Origin of the sequence: Vibrio sp. Y20_XG_PY13 (assembly GCF_024181925.1) — a bacterium.
GTDB classification, from domain to species: Bacteria; Pseudomonadota; Gammaproteobacteria; order Enterobacterales; family Vibrionaceae; genus Vibrio; species Vibrio parahaemolyticus.
In genome coordinates this window covers 24,810-46,346 of sequence record NZ_JAMZAL010000001.1, presented here as the reverse complement: position 1 = coordinate 46,346, position 21,537 = coordinate 24,810, and the positions used below count along the sequence as shown (strand labels likewise).

Genomic DNA, 21,537 nt, shown 5'->3' with positions numbered 1-21,537 from the left:
ACAAAAAAAGTCAGCAAGTTATTAAAAGTCAATAGTACAAACACCCCGCTTTAGTCACATTAATCAACCAGAAATAATGCCCTACTTAGCAGTTTTAACTGGTATTAATTTTCCTAGCAGAATAAGAACTCTCACCTTAGAATTCGCACACATAATTATTACAACCCGATTACATAACCCACCAAACTCCACACTCTACCGTTGAGGTAACAGTAGAGAGTATGGTTAGCCCTCAAAACGTGAAAGGTCCAATACAACAATGAGTCCAGAGAAATATCTCCAAGACTGGCAAACGAGCCAAACGATTGCTGAATCTATCTCCCCTCTTATTGGTAAGCTATATCGTCAAAAAGGAATCGAAGTGGTTCTGTTTGGTAAGACGCTTATCAACGCCACTACTATCGACATTCTCAAAACTCACCGCGTAGCAAGACGATACACTGGAAACCCTCTTTCTCTAGAGCACACAATGCCGATCATCCAAGCATTGTGCGAAATGAGCATTTCTTCATGCCGCGTTGATGTTGGTCAACTGGCAACTAAGTATTGGAATGAGCACGAAGATACAGCAGCACTAAACGATTTCCTACAAACTGCACTTCAAGGTGCGCGTGATGCCGACTCTTCTCTAGCCGCTCGCGATGTTGTGCTTTACGGTTTTGGTCGTATTGGTCGCCTACTGACTCGTCTTCTTATTGAAAAGAGTGGCCCAGGTTACCCACTTCGACTGCGCGCAATTGTTGTTCGTGGCGGTAAGAAAGGTGATTTAGAAAAACGAGCTAGCCTACTTCGTCGTGATTCTGTACACGGTCAATTTAACGGCAGCATCGTGATTGATGAAGAGCGCAAAGCGCTTATCGTTAACGGAAACTACATTCAAATCATCTACGCAAACAATCCTAGTGATGTAGATTACTCTGTGTACGGCATCAACAATGCACTTGTTGTTGATAACACAGGTGTGTGGCGTGATTCTGAAGGTCTGAGCCAACACTTAGCATGTAAAGGCGCAGAGAAAGTACTACTAACGGCTCCGGGTAAAGGCGACATCAAGAACGTTGTATTCGGCGTTAACGAATCTGTGATTCAAGAAGATGACACCATCATCTCTGCAGCGAGCTGTACCACCAACGCAATCACACCAGTTCTAAAAGCATTAAACGACAAATACGGCGTACTTTCGGGCCATATTGAAACCGTTCACTCTTACACGAATGACCAAAACCTGATCGATAACTTCCACTCAGGTGACCGTCGCGGTCGCAGTGCATCTTTGAATATGGTTCTAACTTCAACTGGCGCAGCTAAAGCAGTAGCAAAAGCACTGCCAGAGCTAGCTGGTAAGCTAACAGGTAACGCAATTCGTGTACCTACGCCAAACGTATCAATGGCGGTTGCAAACCTTAACCTAGGCACAGATGTTGATCGCGACTCTCTGAACGATTACCTACGCGAAATGGCTCTCAACTCTGAGCTTTCAGCGCAGATTGATTACACAGATTCAACTGAAATCGTTTCTACAGACTTAGTGGGCTCTCGCCATGCTGGCGTTGTAGATGGTCAAGCGACTATCGCACAAGACAAGCGTTGCGTACTGTACATTTGGTACGACAACGAATTCGGATACAGCTGCCAAGTTGTGCACTGTATGGAACAAATGATGGGCGTTCGTTATCAAACATTCCCTCGATAGGTGAACTTTGCTCCACAACGTTAACCACAATGGGTAACGAGCAATAACCCAACATTTGTTCTGATAATAAGCGCTTTGCGCAGTACTAATATTGATTCCCCGTTTATGCGCCTGATGACCCTCAGGCGCTTTTTCGTTCGTATCATTTGACAATCTCCGGACAAAGCAAACAGAACCATTCATGTTTTGTTCATGTTCGCAGCGTTAATCTGAACACATAGATTGAAAAGAGGTCATGAATATGAATCGAATTATTGTTACTGCACTGGCACTGATTACTGGCTTTTTCGCATTAGTATTTAGCCTAATCATGGCGATTCCATTGACCATCGCAGCCCTGATCACAGGTAAACGAATTGAAAAACGCGTACGGAAAATGCAAAAAGAAATGCATGAAGAGTATGAGTTTAATACTGGCAAAGCCGATGCCATCGAAGGTGAATTTGAAGAGGTTCGCCGATAACGAAATTACTGTGTTTCTCTTCCCCCTAATGTTCCTGAGAAACTTCTTGCTTACACCCAGACTTGCCCCACAAGCTGGGTGTTTTTTTTGCGAAGTGCGTTTGCAAAAAAGGCAGCTCATTGGCTGCCTTTGGGTTTGTTATATCGAGCGTCTTGAAAGTCCTAAACCGTAACCACCACTCTTAGTGCTAAGAGCATAAGTACAACGCCAGATAGTCGGTCAATGAGAACTGCTTTGGAGCGAATTTTATCGACCACTCTGGAGCTTGATAACACCAACGTGATAAAGGTGTACCACAAGCCATCGACAACAAAAGGTGTCGCAACAATGATCATTTGGTTACTCAGATCATTTCCAAGCGCGACAAACTGGCTAAACAAAGCAATAAAGAACAGTGCGATTTTAGGACTTAGAATAGAGATAAGGAAACCTTCTCTAGCAGATTGAAGTACGGTCGTTTCCTCACCAGATTCCAACTTGGCGGCCACTCCACCTTTGGATCGCAGCGCGTTAAAACCTAAGTAAGCCAAATAAGCTGCGCCCGCTAAACTGATGGTTTTGAACAGCATTGGGCTCTGCTGCAGCACAACCGCAAGACCGATCAACGTGATAAACGCATAAATCCCGATCCCAAAAGCATGCGCCCATGCCGTTGCCAAACCATTCATTCGTCCACCAGCCAAAGCATGTTTAGCAACGATCGCTAAGCTAGGCCCTGGCGACATAGCCCCTAATAAACAGACTGTAAAAAGTGATAACCAAACTGTTAGTGTCATAAAAATCTCCCCTCTTTGACGTTAATTTATCAATAGAGGTGATATAAACTGAAATCAAAGTTAATCATGAAAGTCATGATTGAAACTCATATCCTAGTGAATAGAGTATTCTGATTGCTGCATAACGCTTTGCATCGTTTCCCGTATCCAACGATGCGCAGGATCGTTATCGTACTTTGGATGCCACATCAGCCAGTATTGATGGATTTGAGTATCAAATGGCAGAGGTTTATGTGCCAAACTCCAATGCTTAGCGAGGTTCACCGCGATATGCTCAGGGACGACCATCAAATGTTCACTTGAGACTAGACGATTAACCGCCGCCGAGAAAAATGGGACTTTAAATGTGATATGTCGCGCCAACCCCATCTCTTTTAAAACCGTGTCGGTGCTTGAATCTTTATCGCCGCCACCCGTAACTTTTATGTGCGAATAACTGAGTAAAGCATCCACCGTCAGCTCTTTATAACTCGCTAGCGGGTGTGACGCTTTCATCAAACACACCGAGGTATCAGAACCAATGTTCACGCTTGAAACGCCTTCTGGTTTTGAAGGGTACATGGACGATGCGATGTGGATACCCAGTTCATGCAACTTATCGAGAAAATCTGGTTGCCATAAGCGATAAGCCATATCCAGTTGCGGCGCGAGTTGGCTTAAATGGGAAGCGATATCTGGAAGAACGTACTGAGCAACATAGTCACTAGACGCGACAACTAACTCACCTTGCCAATCTGCCGGTTCGAACGGTTTATCATCAAGCAGATGATCAAACTCAGACAGCAAATCATCAAGTTTAGCTTTTAACGCTAACGCTCGAGGTGTGGGTATGAGCAAGTTCCCCTGACGGACAAGCAACGGATCGCCACAAAGCTCTCTAAGCTGGGCTAATTGGCGGCTGACCGCAGATTGAGTCACGTGCAAGCGCTCAGCAGTGCGGCTTACATGACATTCCTCAAGCAGCACATGCAACGACCTCAGCAGATTTAAATTGACGTTGTTTAACATACTCGACCCACTTGATGCTTCACTTTACGAACTTGTTTCCGGTCGTATTAAAAAACTCGGTCAGAACCGTATGCGTCATCAAATGACGCAGTTCAGGAAAGCGTTGAATTTGATCTCGGATTTCATTGAGCCGATTCATGTTAGGGACTTCCACAAATACCATCATGTCAGTTTCACCGCTGATTGCATGGCACCATTTCACACCATCAATTTTATACAACTCATCAGCATAGGATTCACAGTAGTAAGATGATATGGATGTGTCGAATTTCAATGCGAAGTAGGCACAGATCGAATCCCCCTCTGGAGGCGCAATTTCAGCGTGATAACCTAAGATGACTTTGTCATTTTCTAACTTGCGAATACGAGCCGTGACGGCTGAGCGAGATAAATTGACCTTCTCCGCAATCTCGGTGACCGACAACCGCGCGTTATGCCGGAGGATATCAATGATCTTGTGATCAAATTTGTCCATAAATATACCAAGCGTCCCTTAATTTTCTTATTCTATACCGATTCTAAATGCATAAGAAACCAACATTTTGTTGGATTTATTTAAAACAACCGTCATATTGACGGTGAACAAGCGCATTTTGTTTTTTGGAGTTCAGATATTCTATCTTCAACCCAAAGTCCAATTAAGGCGCAGCATGGAACGCGCACTTAAATAAAACCTCCGAGAAACGCATGGAACAGCTAAAAAAAGACATCTCTCTTATCTCCGGTATCGCCCAGTTGTCCACAACCTTGATGGGAACAGGCTTGTTTATGATTCCCGCTATCGCGGCAGGAATCGCTGGCCATTTTTCTTTGTGGGCTTGGGTCCTTTTATTCATCGCGATTTGTCCAATTGCGCTGACTTTTGCCCAACTTGGTAAGCGCTACCCGAATGCTGGCGGCACGGCATTTTTTGTGCGTCAAGCTTTTAACTCGAGATTGGAAAGCAGCGTGGCTTGGCTATTTGTCAGTGTGATTCCCGTTGGCGTGCCTGCCGCGATTGCTCTTGCAGCAGGTTTTCTTCAACAACTGCTTCCTACTCCAATCAACAACCACTTATTTGCGCAAGTATTGACGGTTTTTCTGCTCATCTTGGTCAACCTATTGGGCACCAAATCATCAGGGCGCTTGCAAACCATCATCGCATTGAGTGTTTTTGCTTTGGTTGGTGCATTTTTGTTTAAAGGCGAAATCAATAGCGCAGATCTTTCAATGCCGACTCTCACAACAGAGTCCATTTGGCCGATCACCGCAGCACTTGGTGTGATGTTCTGGTGCTTTGTTGGCATCGAAGCCTTCGCTCACATGGGCGAAGAGTTCAAGAATCCGCAACGAGACTTCCCAATCGCGATTATCGTCGGCTGTTTTGTTGCTGGTGCAACTTACTGGGCTTGTTCTGTTGTCATCTTAAAGTTTGGTGCTTATGGCAGCGCACAATTCGATAATGCTTCCATCCCTTGGTTAAGCGCCCATTTATTGGGAGATAGCGCAAAGTGGCTCATCAGTATCATTGGATTTTCTGCGTGCTTTGCCAGCGTTAACTTATACACCCAAAGCCTATCAAGAATGGTTTTGGCTCAAGCGCGCGAACATCGTCCAAACAGTCCACTGGCTAAAATTTCGCGTAGAGGCGTACCTTCGTCAGCAACGGTTTTAGTCGGTGCGGTGCTACTTGCGTCTTGTGTGATTGGGTCGTTATCCAAACTCGATTTAGAGTTTTTCCTAAAGCTGGCCAACAGTATTTTTGTTTTGGTTTATCTATTGGCAATGCTAGCTGCATACAAATTGCTGCACGGACTAGGAAAAGCCCTCGCGGCGATTTCTTTAGTGTTATGTACAGGCGTGTTCATCTGTTTAGGTTGGTCTATGCTTTACGCCATTGGCATTTTTGCGCTGCTCTCTCTGCCGTGGAAACAATGGCGACAAAAACGACACTCGAGCATTGTCGAATAACTTCAGACGTCAAATAGCTCAAAGAGGCGTTTAATCAACGGGTCAATGTTATCAAGACGAACATTCCCATATCCGATCACGACACCCTGCCAATCTCGTGCTTTAAAATCGGGATGCTCATAAAAACTGACTGGGCGCATCACGATGCCCGCCTTTTTGGCTCGTTGCGTCCACGTGTTTTCATCAATCCCTTGTTGCCAGCTCAACGTAACGTGCAACCCCGCCGCTTGGCTAATAACTCGAACTTTGTCACCAAAATAATGCTGAATAGAGAAACAGACTTGTTCGTGCTTCGACTTGTACACTCGCCTCATTTTACGAATATGTCGCAGCAAGCTTCCTTCTGAGATAAAGTCTGCCATCGCGGCTTGAATATGACTTGGTGTGTCACCACTAAGTGCGTCTTTCACCATCAAACATTTATCTACCAGCGATTCAGGCACAACGAGATAGCCAAGCCTCAAACCATTAAACATGACTTTACTAAAAGAGCCGATGTATAACACTCGCTCGTCTCGGCCCATTTGTGCGGCTAACCCTTGCAAACTGGTGTATGGACGATGTGCAAATTGGAATTCACTGTCGTAGTCATCTTCAAGAATCCAAGCCTCTTGGTTCGATGCCCACTCAATGATTTGTGCTCGCCGCTCAGTGTTTAAAGTCGTCCCCATCGGATATTGGTTACTTGGCGTGATATAGAGTGCATCTGCAGTACTTTGCGTGACGGAATCAATATCAAAACCCACTTTTTGTCTTACGAACAACGGTTCAAATTGATATTGCTGAAACAGGATCAACTTGCGCATCTGCGCATAACCTGGCTGTTCCATTAGCACTCTACTTCCTGACGTTAATGTTGCCATGGTGGCGATACACAACGCTTGCTGCGCGCCTGACGTGATGATGATTCGACTAGGCGTGCAGTTCACTGAACGGCTCGACGCTAAGTAATCCGACAAAGCGCATCGAAGCTCCCAGCTACCTTGAATGTCTTGATTGCCTAGCAGACACGTACGGGATAAGTGACGATTGAGATATTTTTGCCATAAAGCGGTTGGAAAAAGCGATAAATCGGGTACACCAGGCGCGAAACTGGCATTCACATCCAACGCTGCTGGCGGAAGGTTGGCAGCTTGAGTTGGCAACTTTTCAGGTAAGTATTGTTCTGGCAACTCAACAGCAACAAAAAAGCCTGAACCACGCTGGCTGACCAAGTACCCTTCAGCAACTAACTGTTCGTAGGCAGAAATCACCGTGTTGCGGCTAAGGTTCAACTCTTGTGCCAGTTTACGAGTCGACGGTAGCTTGCCGTTCTTGGGCCAAAGCCCTCGAACAATCTTATCCCTTATTGCAAAAAATACAGACTGCTGGCGCGTACCGCTGCCTGTTTTTACGCACAAATCACCCACATCGATTAACGACAAATTGGATCCATCCATAGTTTAAAAGTGGCTCTCTCTAAGCTACCAGTTAAACGCTACATTGCAACGACACGCTTAGGAAAAAAATGACTATTTCTCATTACTGTGAGTTGGTTAGGGAGACCACCATGCTATCGAATACAAAAAGAACAGAAATCAAAAAAGGCGCTCATAAAGCGGTGACTGAAGTTGAAAAGCTGCACATGATTATTGATGAAAGCCTAATTGCCCATATTGCAATCACCAACGAGTCAGGGCCAGTGGTTATCCCTATGTTAGCTTGGCGCGTCGATGATTTTGTATACATCCACGGCGCAAATAACAGCCGACTGTTACGCTCCCTCAAACAAGGCCAACCGACATGTCTCACCTTCACCTTGTTTGATGGTTGGGTATTGGCGCGTTCCGCATTTCACCACAGCGCGCATTATCACAGTGCGGTTGTGTTTGGTCAGTTTGAAACTGTTGAAGACAATCAGGAAAAAGATCGTTTACTGAATCACTTTCTCGAACAAATCGCGCCGGGAAGAACAGAGCATGTCCGTTTGAGTAACGAGAAAGAGCTCAGCGCCACCATGCTTCTGCGTATTTCTTTAGAGGAAGCATCGGTAAAAATCAGTCGTTTTGGTGTCAACGACGACGCGCAAGATATGGATATTCCGGTTTGGGCGGGGGTACTGCCATATCGAACCGTCGTGGGGCCTCTTGAACCATGTTCGGATTTGTATGAAGGCATCGAAGAACCCGACTACAGCAGCGCCTATCCTAACCGCTGGTACGCTTCGGAGAAACTCAGCTAAGAGCTCCTGTTGCTAACACTCTCATTTTTGCTAACGCTCTCAATAGCAACTTTCATCCAATCTCCTAAATCATCGCTGGTCCTGCCAGCGGTGCTCGTAACTTTGTATCCAAAAGCTTCAATTTCCCGTATAACAAACCATGAGCAATAGGAGAGAGTTATGTCGGGAAAGGAAAGAAACCTACCAACACACCGTATTTCTAGATTCAGCAAATTTGCCTCGCTTGCAACAAGAGTCGCGGGCAATGTTATTGCTGAAGGCACCAAGCAAATCGCCAAAGGCAACCGACCGAAAGCGAAAGACCTTTTGCTCACCCCTCAAAATATTGCACGGCTGACCGATCAACTGGCGCACTTACGCGGCGCAGCGATGAAACTTGGTCAAATGCTGTCGATGGATGCCGGAGATATTCTTGAACCGGAGTTGGCCGAGATTTTAGCCAGATTGCGTTCAAACGCCGATCCAATGCCATCAAAGCAGCTCAACAGCGTGATGGTAAATGCACTTGGTGAACAGTGGAAATCCGCGTTTCTTGCTTTCAACTTCAAACCTATTGCGAGTGCATCTATAGGGCAAGTTCACCAAGCCTACAGCGATGCTGGCGATAATTTGGCAGTAAAAGTGCAATATCCCGGTATCAGAAAGAGCATCGACAGCGACGTCGATAATGTCGGTACGCTTTTGAAAATTGTTGGCCTTATCCCTGAGTCTGTTGACTATAAAGGACTGTTGGAAGAGGCGAAAAAACAGCTGCACGACGAAGCCAATTATGAGCGAGAAGCTCAGTTTGCCTATAGATATCAAAAGGCTCTACAAGACCATCCGCATTTTGTGGTGCCAAAAATCTACCCGGAAATGTCATCCCAATCCGTTCTGGCTATGGCGTTCATTCAAGGGACGCCCATAGAGAAAATTGCAAACTACGACCAAGAAACTCGCGACTTTGTAATGCACAATTTGTTGGAACTGCTGTTTAAAGAACTGTTCGAATTCAAAATGGTGCAAACCGATCCAAACTTCGCAAACTATCTCTATCTTGAACAAAGTAAACAAATCGGGCTGTTAGATTTTGGCGCAACTCGCGAATACAGTGAACGTTTTAGTTCCGGTTATCGCCAAGCCTTTTCATCTGTCGTGAACGATGACGAACAAGGGCTCAACGATGCTTTAGAGCAAATAGGCTTTTTCGCCCAAAGCATCAAACCAGAACAGAGAATGGCGATTTTAGATTTGGTCAAAATGGCATGCGAACCCATGCTAATTGATGAAGCTTATGACTTTAAAGCCAGCGGACTGGCGCAAAAACTGCGAGAAGCTGGAACAATTCTGAGTATGGAGCAAGATTATTGGCATACCCCACCAGCCGATGCCATATTCTTGCACCGAAAAATTGGTGGCATGTATTTGCTCGCCGCTCGAATCGGTGCAAAAGTAAACATTCGTCGATTAGTGCAACCATATCTCAAGATCAATAGTGGATAGCCTATTGTTTTTCTGTCACTTTCAAGTACCTTGAGCAGTTATTCTGCGTCATCAACAGCCCACTTTATTGAGATTTATTGACTATGGTTAATGAACATAAGGTCAATAAGCAAAGTTAGCTGGCTAATGTGTCACGTATGACGCCACAACTTTATCCATGAAAACGAATTAACTATCGGGGGCTCGGTGAGCAAGTTTCAAGATCTCTCCACTCTAATCCAACAAATTGGCCAAGCCGAAGAATCGGATCAAGTCGCAACGCTCAATGAATCTATCGAAGCGGGTCTCGAACCCGGCGCGGTTGCGCTGATCCTCGAAGCTTTCCCTATCGAAGACCGTGTTCGGTTATGGAGAGCATTGCCGTTAGAACTTCATATCGACGTTTTGACAGAGATGCGTGCCGATGTACGTTTCTCTATCATCAATGCGTTATCTGAAGTCGAACTCAAACTCACCCTCGCTAAACTCGACAACTTATCGTTGATCGAATGGGCAGACTCGTTACCAGAGGCCATCATCAATGAAGCGCTCGCTTTAATTGAAAAAGACGAGCTTGAGCTGTACGACCAAGCGAATGAATATGAAGACGATGAGCTAGGTCGCTGGGCGGAGCGTAAAATCATTACGCTGCCGTTCAATATTACGGTCGGAACCGCAAAGCAGTTGATGGAACGCTACAGCTACGATACGCCGCAGCAAGTGTACCTGATTAACCGAAACAAACAGTTCCGTGGCGCAGTAAACTATTACGAGATCTTAAGAAGTGATTTAGGCGTGCGTTTGAAAACACTTGAGATTGAAACCGTTACCGTGTTGGACAGCAAAATGACACTGCCAGAGGCGGTAGAGGCGTTAGAGCATAGCGCCCTACCCGCGCTCCCCGTAACAGATGCTGACCAAACTCTCATTGGTGAGGTCGATTGGCAATTTGCATTAAGTACGCAACGAGAAATCTACGAAGCGCGCTTAATGGCCGGTACTGGTATGGATGAAGGCGATGACTTATTTGCGCCAGTACTAAAAAGCTCACAAAAACGTGGCGTGTGGTTGGGCATCAATTTGCTGACTGCAATTTTAGCCTCTGTCACTATCGGACTGTTTGAAGATGTGATTGCTCAAGTGGTGGCTTTGGCCGTGCTCATGCCAATCGTTGCATCGATGGGTGGCATCGCGGGCAGCCAAACGCTCACTCTGATGGTTCGTGCGATGGCGCTTAATCAGATCACTCCAGGTAACCGTTTCAAGCTATTGAAAAATGAACTGGGTATTGGCTCTCTGAACGGCATTGCTTGGGCACTGATTATCGGCGGGTTAGCCGGATTGTGGTTCCAATCGCTAGTTTTAGGCGGAACCATCGCTCTGGCCATTATCGTCAACATTATTACCGCTGCTTTGTTTGGCGTGTTGATACCCATTATTCTGGATAAGTTCAAATTGGATCCAGCCTTAGCAGGCTCGGTTATTCTAACGACAGTGACAGATGTGGTTGGTTTTTTCGCCTTTTTGGGAACGGCGAGTTTAGTCATGCTCTAAAAAGTCCACTGTTTATTAATCAATCATTAGCATAATAGAGACAAATTGCATAACGCACTTGCAAATTGCAAAAACATTCAAAGTTTAAGCAACGTATGTCACAGAAACCACGATTTTCGGGCATATAAAAGTTGGCACAGTAACTGCATTATATAAATTGACCCTTCTTAAGCCGAGGGTCACCTAGCCAACTGACGTTGTTAGTGAACTTGATTTTGTTCACATGTATATAAGCCAATCGCACTCTTTGCGGTTGGCTATTTTTTTATGCGGCTACTGCTCTCCTTTATCCTCTGACAGAGCTCTATTGTACTTTTCTTGCCCTCAACCGACTGTTTACTGTTTATAAAATTCAAACACCCCCTCGCTAACCCTTCAAAAATACCAACTTCAACAAAAATAAACTATCTAACCCAAATAAAACCAAGAAAACATACCAAAAAAAGAATAAATAACGCCCAAACCAAAAAACTCATCACGAAATCGTTTTCTTTTCATAGAAATCGACTGAACAACCTAGAGTTATAGATAAATTTTATCCATAAACACAAATAGTAGTAAAAAACATTCATTTCACACAGAAAACTCATCGAGAAATCATAAAAACATACGTAAAAATACATTTTTCATTTTTATAAAAAGCCATCCAAATTATTGTTATTTAACAATAAAAAATACAAACAAAACCAAGTAAACGTTTAAATTTCAATTTTATCATTGACTATCGAATTTACATCACGATAATACGCGCCGTTTACTTGAAAATCAGGTGCTATAATTTAATCTTTTACTTTGCGGAGGTAATAATGGCTGGAGACAATAACTACAGTCTTGGACCAGTTCCCAACACGGCCAGAAAAGGCGTGGCGTCACTAACCATGGTGATGTTAGGACTCACTTTTTTCTCCGCAAGTATGTGGACAGGTGGTTCTCTCGGTACTGGGCTCTCCTTTAATGATTTTTTCCTCGCTGTTCTCATCGGTAACCTAATCCTCGGTATTTACACTTCTTTCCTCGGTTACATCGGCGCTTCTACTGGTCTCTCTACTCACCTTCTTGCTCGTTTCTCTTTTGGTTCTAAAGGCTCTTGGCTTCCTTCTGCTCTTCTTGGCGGTACTCAAGTTGGGTGGTTTGGAGTTGGTGTCGCGATGTTTGCGATTCCGGTGCATAAAGCAACGGGCATCGATACCAATACTTTGATCCTTGTCTCCGGTTTGCTCATGACCGCGACCGTTTACTTTGGAATCTCAGCACTGATGGTGCTGTCAGCAATCGCCGTTCCTGCTATTGCGCTACTTGGCGGTTACTCTGTCGTAGAAGCAGTAAATAGCGTTGGCGGTATTAGCGAACTACAACAAGTTCAACCAACCGAACCACTCGACTTTTCAATGGCTCTCGCGATGGTTGTAGGCTCTTTTGTTAGTGCAGGCACATTAACGGCAGATTTCGTACGCTTTGGCAAAAAGCCGCGCAGCGCCGTGATGATCACCATGGTGGCATTTTTCATCGGTAACTCGTTAATGTTTATCTTTGGCGCGGCAGGTGCGTCGGTGACTGGTCAATCAGACATCTCTGAAGTGATGATTGCGCAAGGTTTATTGATTCCTGCCATCATCGTACTTGGGTTAAACATTTGGACGACCAACGACAACGCGCTCTACGCATCAGGTCTTGGATTTTCCAACATCACAGGCTTACCAAGTAAATACATCTCGATGGCGAACGGTCTTGTTGGCACACTTTGCGCTCTCTGGCTCTACAATAACTTTGTTGGCTGGCTGACCTTCTTATCGTTGGCAATTCCACCGATTGGCGGCGTGATCATCGCTGACTTCTTCACAAACCGTAAACGCTACGCAAACTTTGAAGCCGCCCAGTTCCAAAGCGTAAACTGGGCTGGCATTATCGCTGTAGCGATTGGCGTTGGTGCGGGACACTTCCTTCCTGGCGTAGTACCGATTAACGCTGTACTTGGCGGCGCAATTAGCTTCCTAATTCTTAATCCTATTCTCAACAAAAAGGCACTGGCTACACAGCCAGCGTAAGGAACCATCATGACAACACTACTGATCAAAAACGTAACGCTAAAAGGACAAGAAGGTCTGCAGCAAATTTTGATTGAAGATGGTCAATTCAAGCGCATTGAAAGCAACGATGTGGAGCTTAATCACAACGGTGACACCATCGATGCTGAAGGCGGCATGGCGGTTGCACCTTTCTGCGAGCCACACATTCACCTAGATACAACGCAAACCGCTGGCGAGCCAAGCTGGAACATCTCTGGCACATTGTTTGAGGGTATTGAACGTTGGGCTGAGCGCAAAGAAATGCTGTCGATTGAAGACGTGAAAGCGCGCGCAAAACAAACCTTAAAATGGCAGATCGCAAACGGCGTACAACACGTTCGTACTCACGTCGATGTTTCTGATCCAACGCTTATCGCTCTCAAAGCGATGCTAGAAGTACGTGAAGAGATGAAAGAATGGGTAGACATCCAAATCGTCGCCTTCCCGCAGGAAGGCATTCTCTCTTACCCAAATGGCAAAGAGCTGCTAGAAGAAGCCGTCAAATTGGGGGCGGACGTGATTGGCGCGATTCCCCACTTTGAATTCACACGCGAATATGGCATTGAATCGCTGCACTACGTGTTCGAATTGGCGCAAAAATACGACCGTCTGATCGACGTACATTGTGATGAAATCGATGACGAGCAATCTCGCTTCGTTGAAACACTGGCAGCATTAGCGCACAAGTTTGATATAGGGAATAAAGTCACGGCAAGCCACACAACGGCAATGGGTTCCTACAACGGTGCGTATGCATCTCGCCTGTTCCGTTTATTACGCATGTCCGGTATCAACTTCGTGGCAAATCCATTGGTGAACATTCACTTACAAGGCCGCTTTGATGATTACCCAAAACGTCGCGGCGTAACACGAGTGAAAGAGATGCTAAATGCAAACATCAACGTTTGCTTTGGACACGATGACGTATTCGACCCATGGTATCCACTTGGTACAGCAAACATGCTGCAAGTGCTGCACATGGGCCTGCATGTATGTCAGGTCATGGGTTACGAACAAATTAATCACTCGCTCGATCTCATCAGCACCAACTCAGCGCGTACATTGAACATTCAAGACAAGTACGGAATTGAAGAAGGCAAACCAGGTAGCCTACTGATTCTTCCTGCTGAAAATGGCTTTGATGCAGTACGTCGCCAAGTACCTGTTCGTTACTCGGTTCGTCACGGTAAAGTCATTGCAGAAACGCAACCTGCGACAACTCGTATTCATCTTGAACAATCAGAACAAGTGACGTTCAAGCGCTAAAGTTCTTAAAAAGACCAACCGAAACGAAAAGGGTCTGACTATTTAGTCAGACCCTTTTACTATTTTTTAGTACGTTGCGTTAATTGTCTTCGACAACTAATGATGTTTCTGATCATGGATGGACTATTACCCAGATAAACAACATGCCCTTCTTCATCAACGACCGCGGGTACCACTTTTAAGCCTTTCATATCTGCGCCATTTTCGACCAGTTTACGCTCTAGCTCATATAAATCCTGCATATCATCGACTCAGTTAACTCACCATTTGCGCGGAATCCTATCGCTCTGAAAGCAAAAATATCATGATCAAGATCACAAAAACCACACTAAACAACTATAAAAATGGAATTGAGATCACTCAAAAATGCAATCTATAAACCCAAGTTTTCTGTGCCACTGAGTCACATTTATAAAATTAATAACTCATAGAAACACTGATAAAAATGTCTGTTTGAAATAGTCTTGTCTGGAGAGAAACCTTCGAAAAGTTCAGTCATTTCACTGCGTATTAACCATTTCAAATGGAATCAGTGACAGCGCTCTTAATCCCACTTCTTGACATCACTCAGGTATTCAACAATCTGGTGGCTAATTCTCAATTACACCATCGCATTTGGAAATTCTTCTTAGCGTTGGGCATACTTCTGGCTTCATTTTAGTTGTAGATATTAACCATGACGTCATTAAGCCAGTTTGAGCCGCTGTTTTTGGAATTTATGCAGCAAGAGATGCAAGTTGATGCGGCCCATGATATTGAACACGTAAAACGCGTGGTCAAAACAGCGAAACAGCTCTGCGACGAAGAAAATGCAGACATAGCCATTGTGTTACCAGCAGCTTATTTGCATGACTGTTTCACCTACCCGAAAGATCATCCAAATCGCAAGCAAAGCTCTGCAATTGCAGCCAAAAAAGCCATCGCGTATTTAGAGAGTATTCAATACCCTCAGCACTACCATGATGCCATCGCTCATGCGATAGAGGCGCACAGCTTTAGCGCCAACATCAGGCCAAACACGTTGGAAGCACAAATCGTCCAAGATGCTGATCGTCTGGACGCTTTAGGCGCCATTGGTGTTACGCGATGCATTCAAGTCAGCACTCATTTCAACGCTCAGCTTTACAACGATAACGACATGTTTGCTAAAGAGCGCGAACTCAACGACAAGCAATTCACCGTAGATCATTTCCAAACCAAGTTGTTTAAAATTGTCGACACCATGAACACGGAGTCTGCAAAACTTGAAGCCAATAAACGGAAAGCCTTTATGCAAACGTACCTAAAACAGTTATACGATGAGGTGACCGCGTAAATGTCTGAAAGCTATACGTTAATTAAAGAGCTTAAACGCCAGCTAAAGTCAGCAGGGCTGCATTATGTCGATGTTGCACAACACCTTGATTTAAGTGAAGGAAGCGTCAAACGTTTACTTGCTGAAGGTCAGCACATTAGCCTTGAGCGCTTAGAACGAATTTGCCAATTGATTGGTTTAGAAATGGCGGAACTGTTTAAGCTCGCGGCTGCGCACAATAAAGGTCTAGAGTCGCTAACGTTAGAGCAAGAAAAGCAGCTGGTTGACGATAAAGCCCTGCTACTCGTGGCGATCTGTGTTGTAAATGGCTATCAGTTTGAACAAATCGTTCAGCAATACACCTTCAATGAGTTGGAACTGGTGCAAAAGCTTGCTCATTTGGATCGGCTGAACATCATCGACTTGCAGCCAAATAACAAAATTCGTTTGCGTATATCTCCGACATTTAAGTGGCAGATGGGCGGCCCTATTCAACGGTTCTTCCAACAGCAAGTTCAAGACGCCTTTTTCCAAAGCTACTTTTCGGGTGAAGATGAACAGTTGTCCATGGCAACAGGATTGATGAGCGTACCAACCAACAAGAAGCTGCAACAGAAACTGCAAAAGGTCATCGATGAGTTTTATCAGGCTTGCCAAAGTGATAGCTCTCTCGATATGGACGAAAAGCACGGCACCTCTCTGATTATTGCGATGCGTCGTTGGACGTTCCCTCTGTTTGAACCATGGGAAAGAAAACCTACACAGAAGTCTCGAAATTAGTAACTCAATAAATAAATGGAGATAAAAGTAACGCATTTGGTTACTTTTGGTGGCATACAACGTCACTTGAAAGAGAAAGCTGGTTTAATCGTTCATTGAGCATAAAGTGCTCCCATCTCATTCGACTTTGTTTAATCGGAGCCAGCATGTTTTTCTCAAAACGCTTTTTTCCTTACTTTGTGACGCAGTGTCTTGGCGCACTCAATGACAACATCTACAAAAACGTTCTGTTATTGATGGTGACATACAGCCAAATTGATAACTTACCAATATCCGTTAATCTATTTGTTAATTTGGCAGCAGGCTTATTCATCCTACCTTTCTTTCTATTCTCTGCGCATGCTGGTGCCGTCGCTGACAGCATGGACAAAGCCAAATTAATCCGACGTCTAAAGCTCATCGAACTGGCTATCATGTCTTGCGCAGCAACCGCTATTGCGACCCAAAGTGCTATGCTGATGCTGGTTCTGCTGTTTATGACAGGTACTCAATCGGCCTATTTTGGTCCCGTCAAATACGCCTTACTACCACAAGCACTCAAACCAAATGAGCTTGTTAAAGGAAATGCTTGGGTTGAAATGGGCACGTTCCTTTCGATTCTTATAGGTACGCTTAGCGCAGGCCTGCTGTTAGCCATTCCTAATGGTACCTTGATTGCTTCTTGTGTCGTGATTGCCTTGTCTTTGCTTGGTTTTATGAGCAGTGTGAATATTCCAACGATGCCTAGCCAATCGAATGACAAAGCGAAATTTGAACCAATTTCTGGTTTAAAGAACACGTTAAAAGTGGCAAAAAAACAGAGAGGCATTTGGATGTCTATTCTAGCCATCAGTTGGTTTTGGTTCATGGGTGCGACTTACCTGACTCAATTCCCTAACTTTGCGCGTGAACATTTGTTTGCAGACAGTACTGTCGTTTCTTTACTGTTGGCATTATTTTCCATTGGTATCGCGACAGGCTCTTGGTTGTGTGAAAAACTTTCTTTCAACCACGTTGAGCTTGGTATTTTGCCATTCGGTATCCTTGGTCTGACAGTCTTTGGCGTCGACTTGCTATGGGCAGTCCCAAGTTATCCATCACTTCCGGAGCACTTTTATGATGTGCAAAACTTCGTTGCTGAGTCCAAACATCTGCGCGTCATGATTGACCTGTTCCTTGTTGGTGTAAGCGGCGGTGTCTTTATTGTTCCTCTTTATGCGTTCATCCAATCGCGCTCAAACAAAGGGGAATGTGCACGTGCCATTGCAGCTAACAACATCATGAATGCGTTGTTTATGGTGGTGTCTGCTTTGGTTTCGATCGTTGTACTCAGCGTACTAGAGCTTTCTATTGTGGAACTGTTTGCCATGATGGCAATAGGTAACTTCTTCGTGGCAATCTATGTCTATCGTCAAGTACCAGAATTTACACAACGCTTTATCAGTTATTTACTCAGCCATTGTATGTATCGTGTGTCAGTAAAGGGGCGCCAACATATTCCTGAACAAGGTGCTGCATTAATCGTGGCTAACCATGTTAGCTATGTCGATGCGTTGATTTTGATGGGAACCTCTACTCGCCCGGTTCGTTTTGTGATGGACAAGTCCATCAGTGAGCTGCCTGTTCTTAAATATGTTTTCCGTCATGCCGGTGTTATCCCGATCTGTTCTCCACGTAAGTGTGCCGACACTTACCGTCGAGCATTTGAACAGATTGAACAAGCGCTTAACGACGGTGAGGTTGTCTGTATCTTCCCTGAGGGTCGTTTAACGTCTAACGGTGAATTGGGTGAGTTTCGCCCTGGTGTGGAAAAAATCCTTGAACGTAACCCTGTTCCTGTCATCCCTATGGCGTTAAAAGGGCTTTGGGGTTCTTTTTTCAGCCACAAAGGCGGACATGCTCTCACAAAACGACCGACTCGTTTTTGGTCAAAAGTGGATGTTGTAATCGGTGAAGTGTTAAGCCCAGGCACTTTAAATCGTCATCAATTGCAACAACAAGTACAGGATTTACTGGGCTGATACGCTTGCTATACCGATCAAACTTTGCAGCAAAACGTAAATATGCACCACAAAGCACAAGTAGTTCTTTGTTAATTAGAGTAGGATATCTACGACGTCATAAATCTAGGAGGTATTATGAAAATCATCATCTTACATGGTCTTTATATGCATGGGCTGGTCATGCAACCTCTTAGCCAAAAGCTGCGAAAGCTCGGATACGAAACGCAAGTGATCAGCTATAACACTGTTGCTATCGATGAGTCTTCACTGTTTGATTCTATTGACCATTCGCTTAATCCACTGACCGCAAACGTACTCGTGGGGCACAGCTTGGGAGGCTTGATGATTAAGCGCTATCTCGCCAACAGAAAGCCAACCACCAGCTTAATCTCTCATGTTGTCGCTATCGGTTCACCTCTTAAAGGCGCGTCCATAGTAGGTCGGATTCAAGATCTCGGGTTGGGTGCAATTTTAGGCAATTCGCCACACCACGGATTAAACAAACATGATGATGCGTGGGCTTTTCCGCAAAAACTCGGCAGTATCGCAGGAACGGTACCGATTGGTGCCCGCCCATTGTTGATCCGTAATGACAACACCATGTCGGACGGTACGGTTACCGTAGAAGAGACAAGACTGGAAGGTATGCAAGATCATATCGAAGTGAAGCAAACGCATACGAGTCTGATTTACAACACCTTCGTGCCGCAGCAGATTGATCACTTTATTCGCACAGATTATTTCCGTCGATAGCACACTTTTCCATCATACAGATGGAATCGACTTTCCAAGCTATTCAGTTCGCAGTACTATCCTAGCTCCACTTCTTCACAACTTGAATGAAGTGGCACATTTTTAATTGTTCTCAGGGCGGGGCGAAATTCCCCACCGGCGGTATACTTTTTCAAGTGAGCCCGCGAGCGCTCGATTCGTCGAGGTCAGCAGATCTGGTGAGATGCCAGAGCCGACGGTTATAGTCCGGATGAAAGAGAATAAGAATACACCAGTATCGCGAGTAAGATCGCGTTGAATGCTGGTGCGCTTCTTTTTGATCGTATTTTACGACGATCTCTCATACCGCCCTGATTCTGGTGATATTTAGGAGTTAACCATGAATCAGTCATCACTACTTGCCGAATTCGGCGACCCAATTACTCGCGTTGAAAACGCACTTATCGCTCTAAAAGAAGGCCGTGGCGTACTTCTTCTTGATGATGAAGATCGCGAAAACGAAGGCGATATCATTTATTCAGTCGAGCACCTCACCAACGAGCAAATGGCGTTGATGATCCGCGAATGTAGCGGCATCGTTTGTTTATGTTTAACAGACGCTCAAGCAGACAAACTGGAACTGCCTCCAATGGTGGTAAACAACAACAGCGCGAACCAAACTGCATTTACGGTTTCTATTGAAGCGAAAGTTGGCGTAACAACGGGGGTTTCAGCAGCAGATCGCGTGACGACCATTAAAACGGCGGCAAACCCGCATGCGAAACCTGAAGATCTTGCTCGCCCGGGTCACGTATTCCCTCTGCGCGCACGTCCAGGTGGTGTAATGACTCGCCGTGGTCATACGGAAGGTACGATTGATCTGATGCAAATGGCAGGGCTTCAACCTGCTGGCGTACTGTGTGAAGTGACCAATCCAGATGGTACGATGGCAAAAGCACCGGAGATCGTTGCATTTGGTCACCTGCACAACATGCCTGTACTGACTATCGAAGACATGGTCGCGTATCGTAATCAGTTCGATTTGAAGCTGGCATAAAAATTCAAAGCACATTAAAAAGCCGCGCATTTGTGCGGCTTTTTTTGATCGATTCCCTTTACGTTTGAGTAGTTATACTTACTTCAAAACAAAAGGAACGATATCATGAAAGGATTACTGAAACTCGCCGCGTACCTTGGCTTTATCTCCATGAGTTCGTTTGCTCTTGCGTCTGAGTGCCCCGACATTCTGCAAGGCAAACAGCGCATGTTAAATTCAACAGAAGAAATTGAGCTTTGTGAAGTATTCAAAGGGAAAACATTGCTCGTCGTAAACACTGCCAGCCAATGCGGTTTTACACCTCAATATGAGCAACTAGAAACGCTATACCAAACTTACAAAGATAAAAACTTTGCAGTCATCGGTTTTCCCAGTAACGATTTTCGACAAGACAAAGGAAGCGAAGAAAATACCGCAAAGATCTGCTATCTCGACTACGGCGTGACGTTCCCTATGATGGCTCGCAGCTCCGTACTGGGCAACGATGTCAACCCTGTCTTTTCTGAAATCAGCACTCAAGCCGGTGTGACTCCGAAGTGGAACTTTTACAAGTTTCTCATCAGTAAAGAAGGCAAAGTCATCGCCACATTTCCAAGCTCAACCTCTCCGACGAGTACTACGCTTACTAATATGATTGAGCAACAACTGTAGGAGTGCAGTTATGGTCACGACACGTTTAACCATGTTACGCCTTGGGTACTTGGGCTTAGTGCCTTTTCTGTTCAGCTTGCTGCTTATCGTGTCTGACACCACCTTGTTTAACCTAAGCGGCCAACAATTTTTTATTGCCTACAGCGCCGTTATCTTGAGCTTTCTATCGGGAGTGCTCTGGGGAAATGGTATCGACCATTACTACCACCGCTTGAGCCGTAATATCCTAGTTCTCAGTAATTTGTTTGTTTTGCTTGCGTGGGGTGCCTTGTTACAAGGGAATACACATTACATCGCGGCAATATTGTTGCTCGCAACCGGATACGCTGCCGTTTGGTATGCAGAAAAGCTGATACGGAATGTCGAACTGGAAGTTGATCCCAAAGGCTATCAAGGCATGAGGAATAAGCTCACCTGCGGCGTCATTTTGATGCATGGATTGGTTTTGATTGCATAATCTGGTCTGTCCAGTACTCAGATCACAAAACCAATCAACCCATATAAAACACTGTTCATTTCGTGAATACACATACATTTTGAACACCGTTTTGTTTTAAAGTAGCGCAAACCTACATATATATGTCCGTAAACATTCACAAAGGAT

Annotated in this window: 20 protein-coding genes and 1 riboswitch; of the genes, 15 read left to right on the top strand and 5 right to left on the bottom strand. The window is 44.9% G+C overall.

What is annotated here, in order from left to right; genetic code table 11:
* Positions 1-259: 259 nt before the first annotated feature.
* A complete protein-coding gene (locus tag NL646_RS00245) occupies positions 260-1,693 on the top strand; it encodes a glyceraldehyde-3-phosphate dehydrogenase (RefSeq protein WP_005463456.1) in 1,434 nt (477 codons plus the stop codon).
* Positions 1,694-1,934: 241 nt separating this feature from the next.
* The gene (locus NL646_RS00240; RefSeq protein ID WP_005463454.1) at positions 1,935-2,156 is read left to right on the top strand and encodes a hypothetical protein; all 222 of its coding nucleotides are present in this window, start codon (positions 1,935-1,937) and stop codon (positions 2,154-2,156) included.
* A gap of 161 nt (positions 2,157-2,317) precedes the next feature.
* On the opposite strand, the gene NL646_RS00235 is transcribed toward NL646_RS00240, so the two are convergent.
* From NL646_RS00235 to NL646_RS00225, 3 genes are all read right to left on the bottom strand, one after another.
* Positions 2,318-2,932, bottom strand: a complete 615-nt coding sequence (locus NL646_RS00235; RefSeq protein ID WP_005463452.1) for a LysE family translocator — start codon at positions 2,930-2,932, stop codon at positions 2,318-2,320.
* Positions 2,933-3,025: 93 nt separating this feature from the next.
* Positions 3,026-3,940, bottom strand: coding sequence for a LysR family transcriptional regulator (locus NL646_RS00230; RefSeq protein ID WP_086484876.1), 915 nt, complete (start codon positions 3,938-3,940; stop codon positions 3,026-3,028).
* A 19-nt stretch (positions 3,941-3,959) separates the two neighbouring features.
* Positions 3,960-4,415 carry an Lrp/AsnC family transcriptional regulator gene (locus NL646_RS00225; RefSeq protein ID WP_005463448.1) on the bottom strand — a complete coding sequence of 152 codons (456 nt, stop codon included), beginning with the start codon at positions 4,413-4,415 and terminating at the stop codon, positions 3,960-3,962.
* Between the two features lie 212 nt (positions 4,416-4,627).
* Between NL646_RS00225 and yjeH the strand changes: the two genes are divergently transcribed.
* Positions 4,628-5,890, top strand: coding sequence for an L-methionine/branched-chain amino acid transporter (gene yjeH / locus NL646_RS00220; RefSeq protein ID WP_253663686.1), 1,263 nt, complete (start codon positions 4,628-4,630; stop codon positions 5,888-5,890).
* 2 nt (positions 5,891-5,892) lie between these two features.
* Here yjeH and NL646_RS00215 read toward each other — a convergent pair whose 3' ends face one another.
* Entirely contained in the window at positions 5,893-7,329 is a 1,437-nt protein-coding gene (locus NL646_RS00215) for a PLP-dependent aminotransferase family protein (RefSeq protein WP_062866831.1), read from the bottom strand.
* Positions 7,330-7,439: 110 nt separating this feature from the next.
* On the opposite strand from NL646_RS00215, the gene NL646_RS00210 reads away from it, so the two are divergent.
* The 5 genes from NL646_RS00210 to NL646_RS00190 all read left to right on the top strand — a co-directional run bounded on the left by NL646_RS00210 (position 7,440) and on the right by NL646_RS00190 (position 14,458).
* Positions 7,440-8,111: a pyridoxamine 5'-phosphate oxidase family protein gene (locus NL646_RS00210; protein WP_253663685.1), complete on the top strand. Its 672-nt coding sequence runs from the start codon at positions 7,440-7,442 to the stop codon at positions 8,109-8,111.
* A 159-nt stretch (positions 8,112-8,270) separates the two neighbouring features.
* Positions 8,271-9,593, top strand: a complete 1,323-nt coding sequence (locus NL646_RS00205) for an AarF/ABC1/UbiB kinase family protein (RefSeq protein ID WP_005463432.1) — start codon at positions 8,271-8,273, stop codon at positions 9,591-9,593.
* A gap of 186 nt (positions 9,594-9,779) precedes the next feature.
* Positions 9,780-11,126, top strand: coding sequence for a magnesium transporter (locus NL646_RS00200; protein WP_253663684.1), 1,347 nt, complete (start codon positions 9,780-9,782; stop codon positions 11,124-11,126).
* Between the two features lie 806 nt (positions 11,127-11,932).
* On the top strand, positions 11,933-13,171 hold the full coding sequence (gene codB / locus NL646_RS00195; protein WP_020838069.1) for a cytosine permease: 1,239 nt from the start codon (positions 11,933-11,935) through the stop codon (positions 13,169-13,171).
* A 9-nt stretch (positions 13,172-13,180) separates the two neighbouring features.
* Positions 13,181-14,458 (top strand): cytosine deaminase, encoded by a 1,278-nt coding sequence (locus tag NL646_RS00190; RefSeq protein ID WP_025542104.1) that lies wholly within the window; start codon positions 13,181-13,183, stop codon positions 14,456-14,458.
* 59 nt (positions 14,459-14,517) lie between these two features.
* Here NL646_RS00190 and NL646_RS00185 read toward each other — a convergent pair whose 3' ends face one another.
* Positions 14,518-14,700, bottom strand: coding sequence for a hypothetical protein (locus tag NL646_RS00185; RefSeq protein ID WP_005463425.1), 183 nt, complete (start codon positions 14,698-14,700; stop codon positions 14,518-14,520).
* A gap of 434 nt (positions 14,701-15,134) precedes the next feature.
* Here NL646_RS00185 and NL646_RS00180 point away from each other — a divergent pair, with 434 nt between their 5' ends.
* The 7 genes from NL646_RS00180 to NL646_RS00150 all read left to right on the top strand — a co-directional run bounded on the left by NL646_RS00180 (position 15,135) and on the right by NL646_RS00150 (position 21,390).
* Positions 15,135-15,773: an HD domain-containing protein gene (locus NL646_RS00180; RefSeq protein WP_020838071.1), complete on the top strand. Its 639-nt coding sequence runs from the start codon at positions 15,135-15,137 to the stop codon at positions 15,771-15,773.
* Positions 15,774-16,532 (top strand): helix-turn-helix transcriptional regulator, encoded by a 759-nt coding sequence (locus NL646_RS00175; RefSeq protein ID WP_005463422.1) that lies wholly within the window; start codon positions 15,774-15,776, stop codon positions 16,530-16,532.
* 146 nt (positions 16,533-16,678) lie between these two features.
* Positions 16,679-18,532: an MFS transporter gene (locus NL646_RS00170; RefSeq protein WP_253663683.1), complete on the top strand. Its 1,854-nt coding sequence runs from the start codon at positions 16,679-16,681 to the stop codon at positions 18,530-18,532.
* A 117-nt stretch (positions 18,533-18,649) separates the two neighbouring features.
* The gene (locus NL646_RS00165) at positions 18,650-19,267 is read left to right on the top strand and encodes a triacylglycerol lipase (RefSeq protein ID WP_253663682.1); all 618 of its coding nucleotides are present in this window, start codon (positions 18,650-18,652) and stop codon (positions 19,265-19,267) included.
* Between the two features lie 104 nt (positions 19,268-19,371).
* A riboswitch (FMN riboswitch) is annotated at positions 19,372-19,512 on the top strand.
* Between the two features lie 113 nt (positions 19,513-19,625).
* Positions 19,626-20,282 carry a 3,4-dihydroxy-2-butanone-4-phosphate synthase gene (ribB, locus tag NL646_RS00160; protein ID WP_005477276.1) on the top strand — a complete coding sequence of 219 codons (657 nt, stop codon included), beginning with the start codon at positions 19,626-19,628 and terminating at the stop codon, positions 20,280-20,282.
* Between the two features lie 105 nt (positions 20,283-20,387).
* Positions 20,388-20,933, top strand: a complete 546-nt coding sequence (locus NL646_RS00155) for a glutathione peroxidase (RefSeq protein ID WP_140266172.1) — start codon at positions 20,388-20,390, stop codon at positions 20,931-20,933.
* A gap of 10 nt (positions 20,934-20,943) precedes the next feature.
* Entirely contained in the window at positions 20,944-21,390 is a 447-nt protein-coding gene (locus tag NL646_RS00150) for a DUF3429 domain-containing protein (protein WP_005477135.1), read from the top strand.
* Positions 21,391-21,537: the final 147 nt, after the last annotated feature.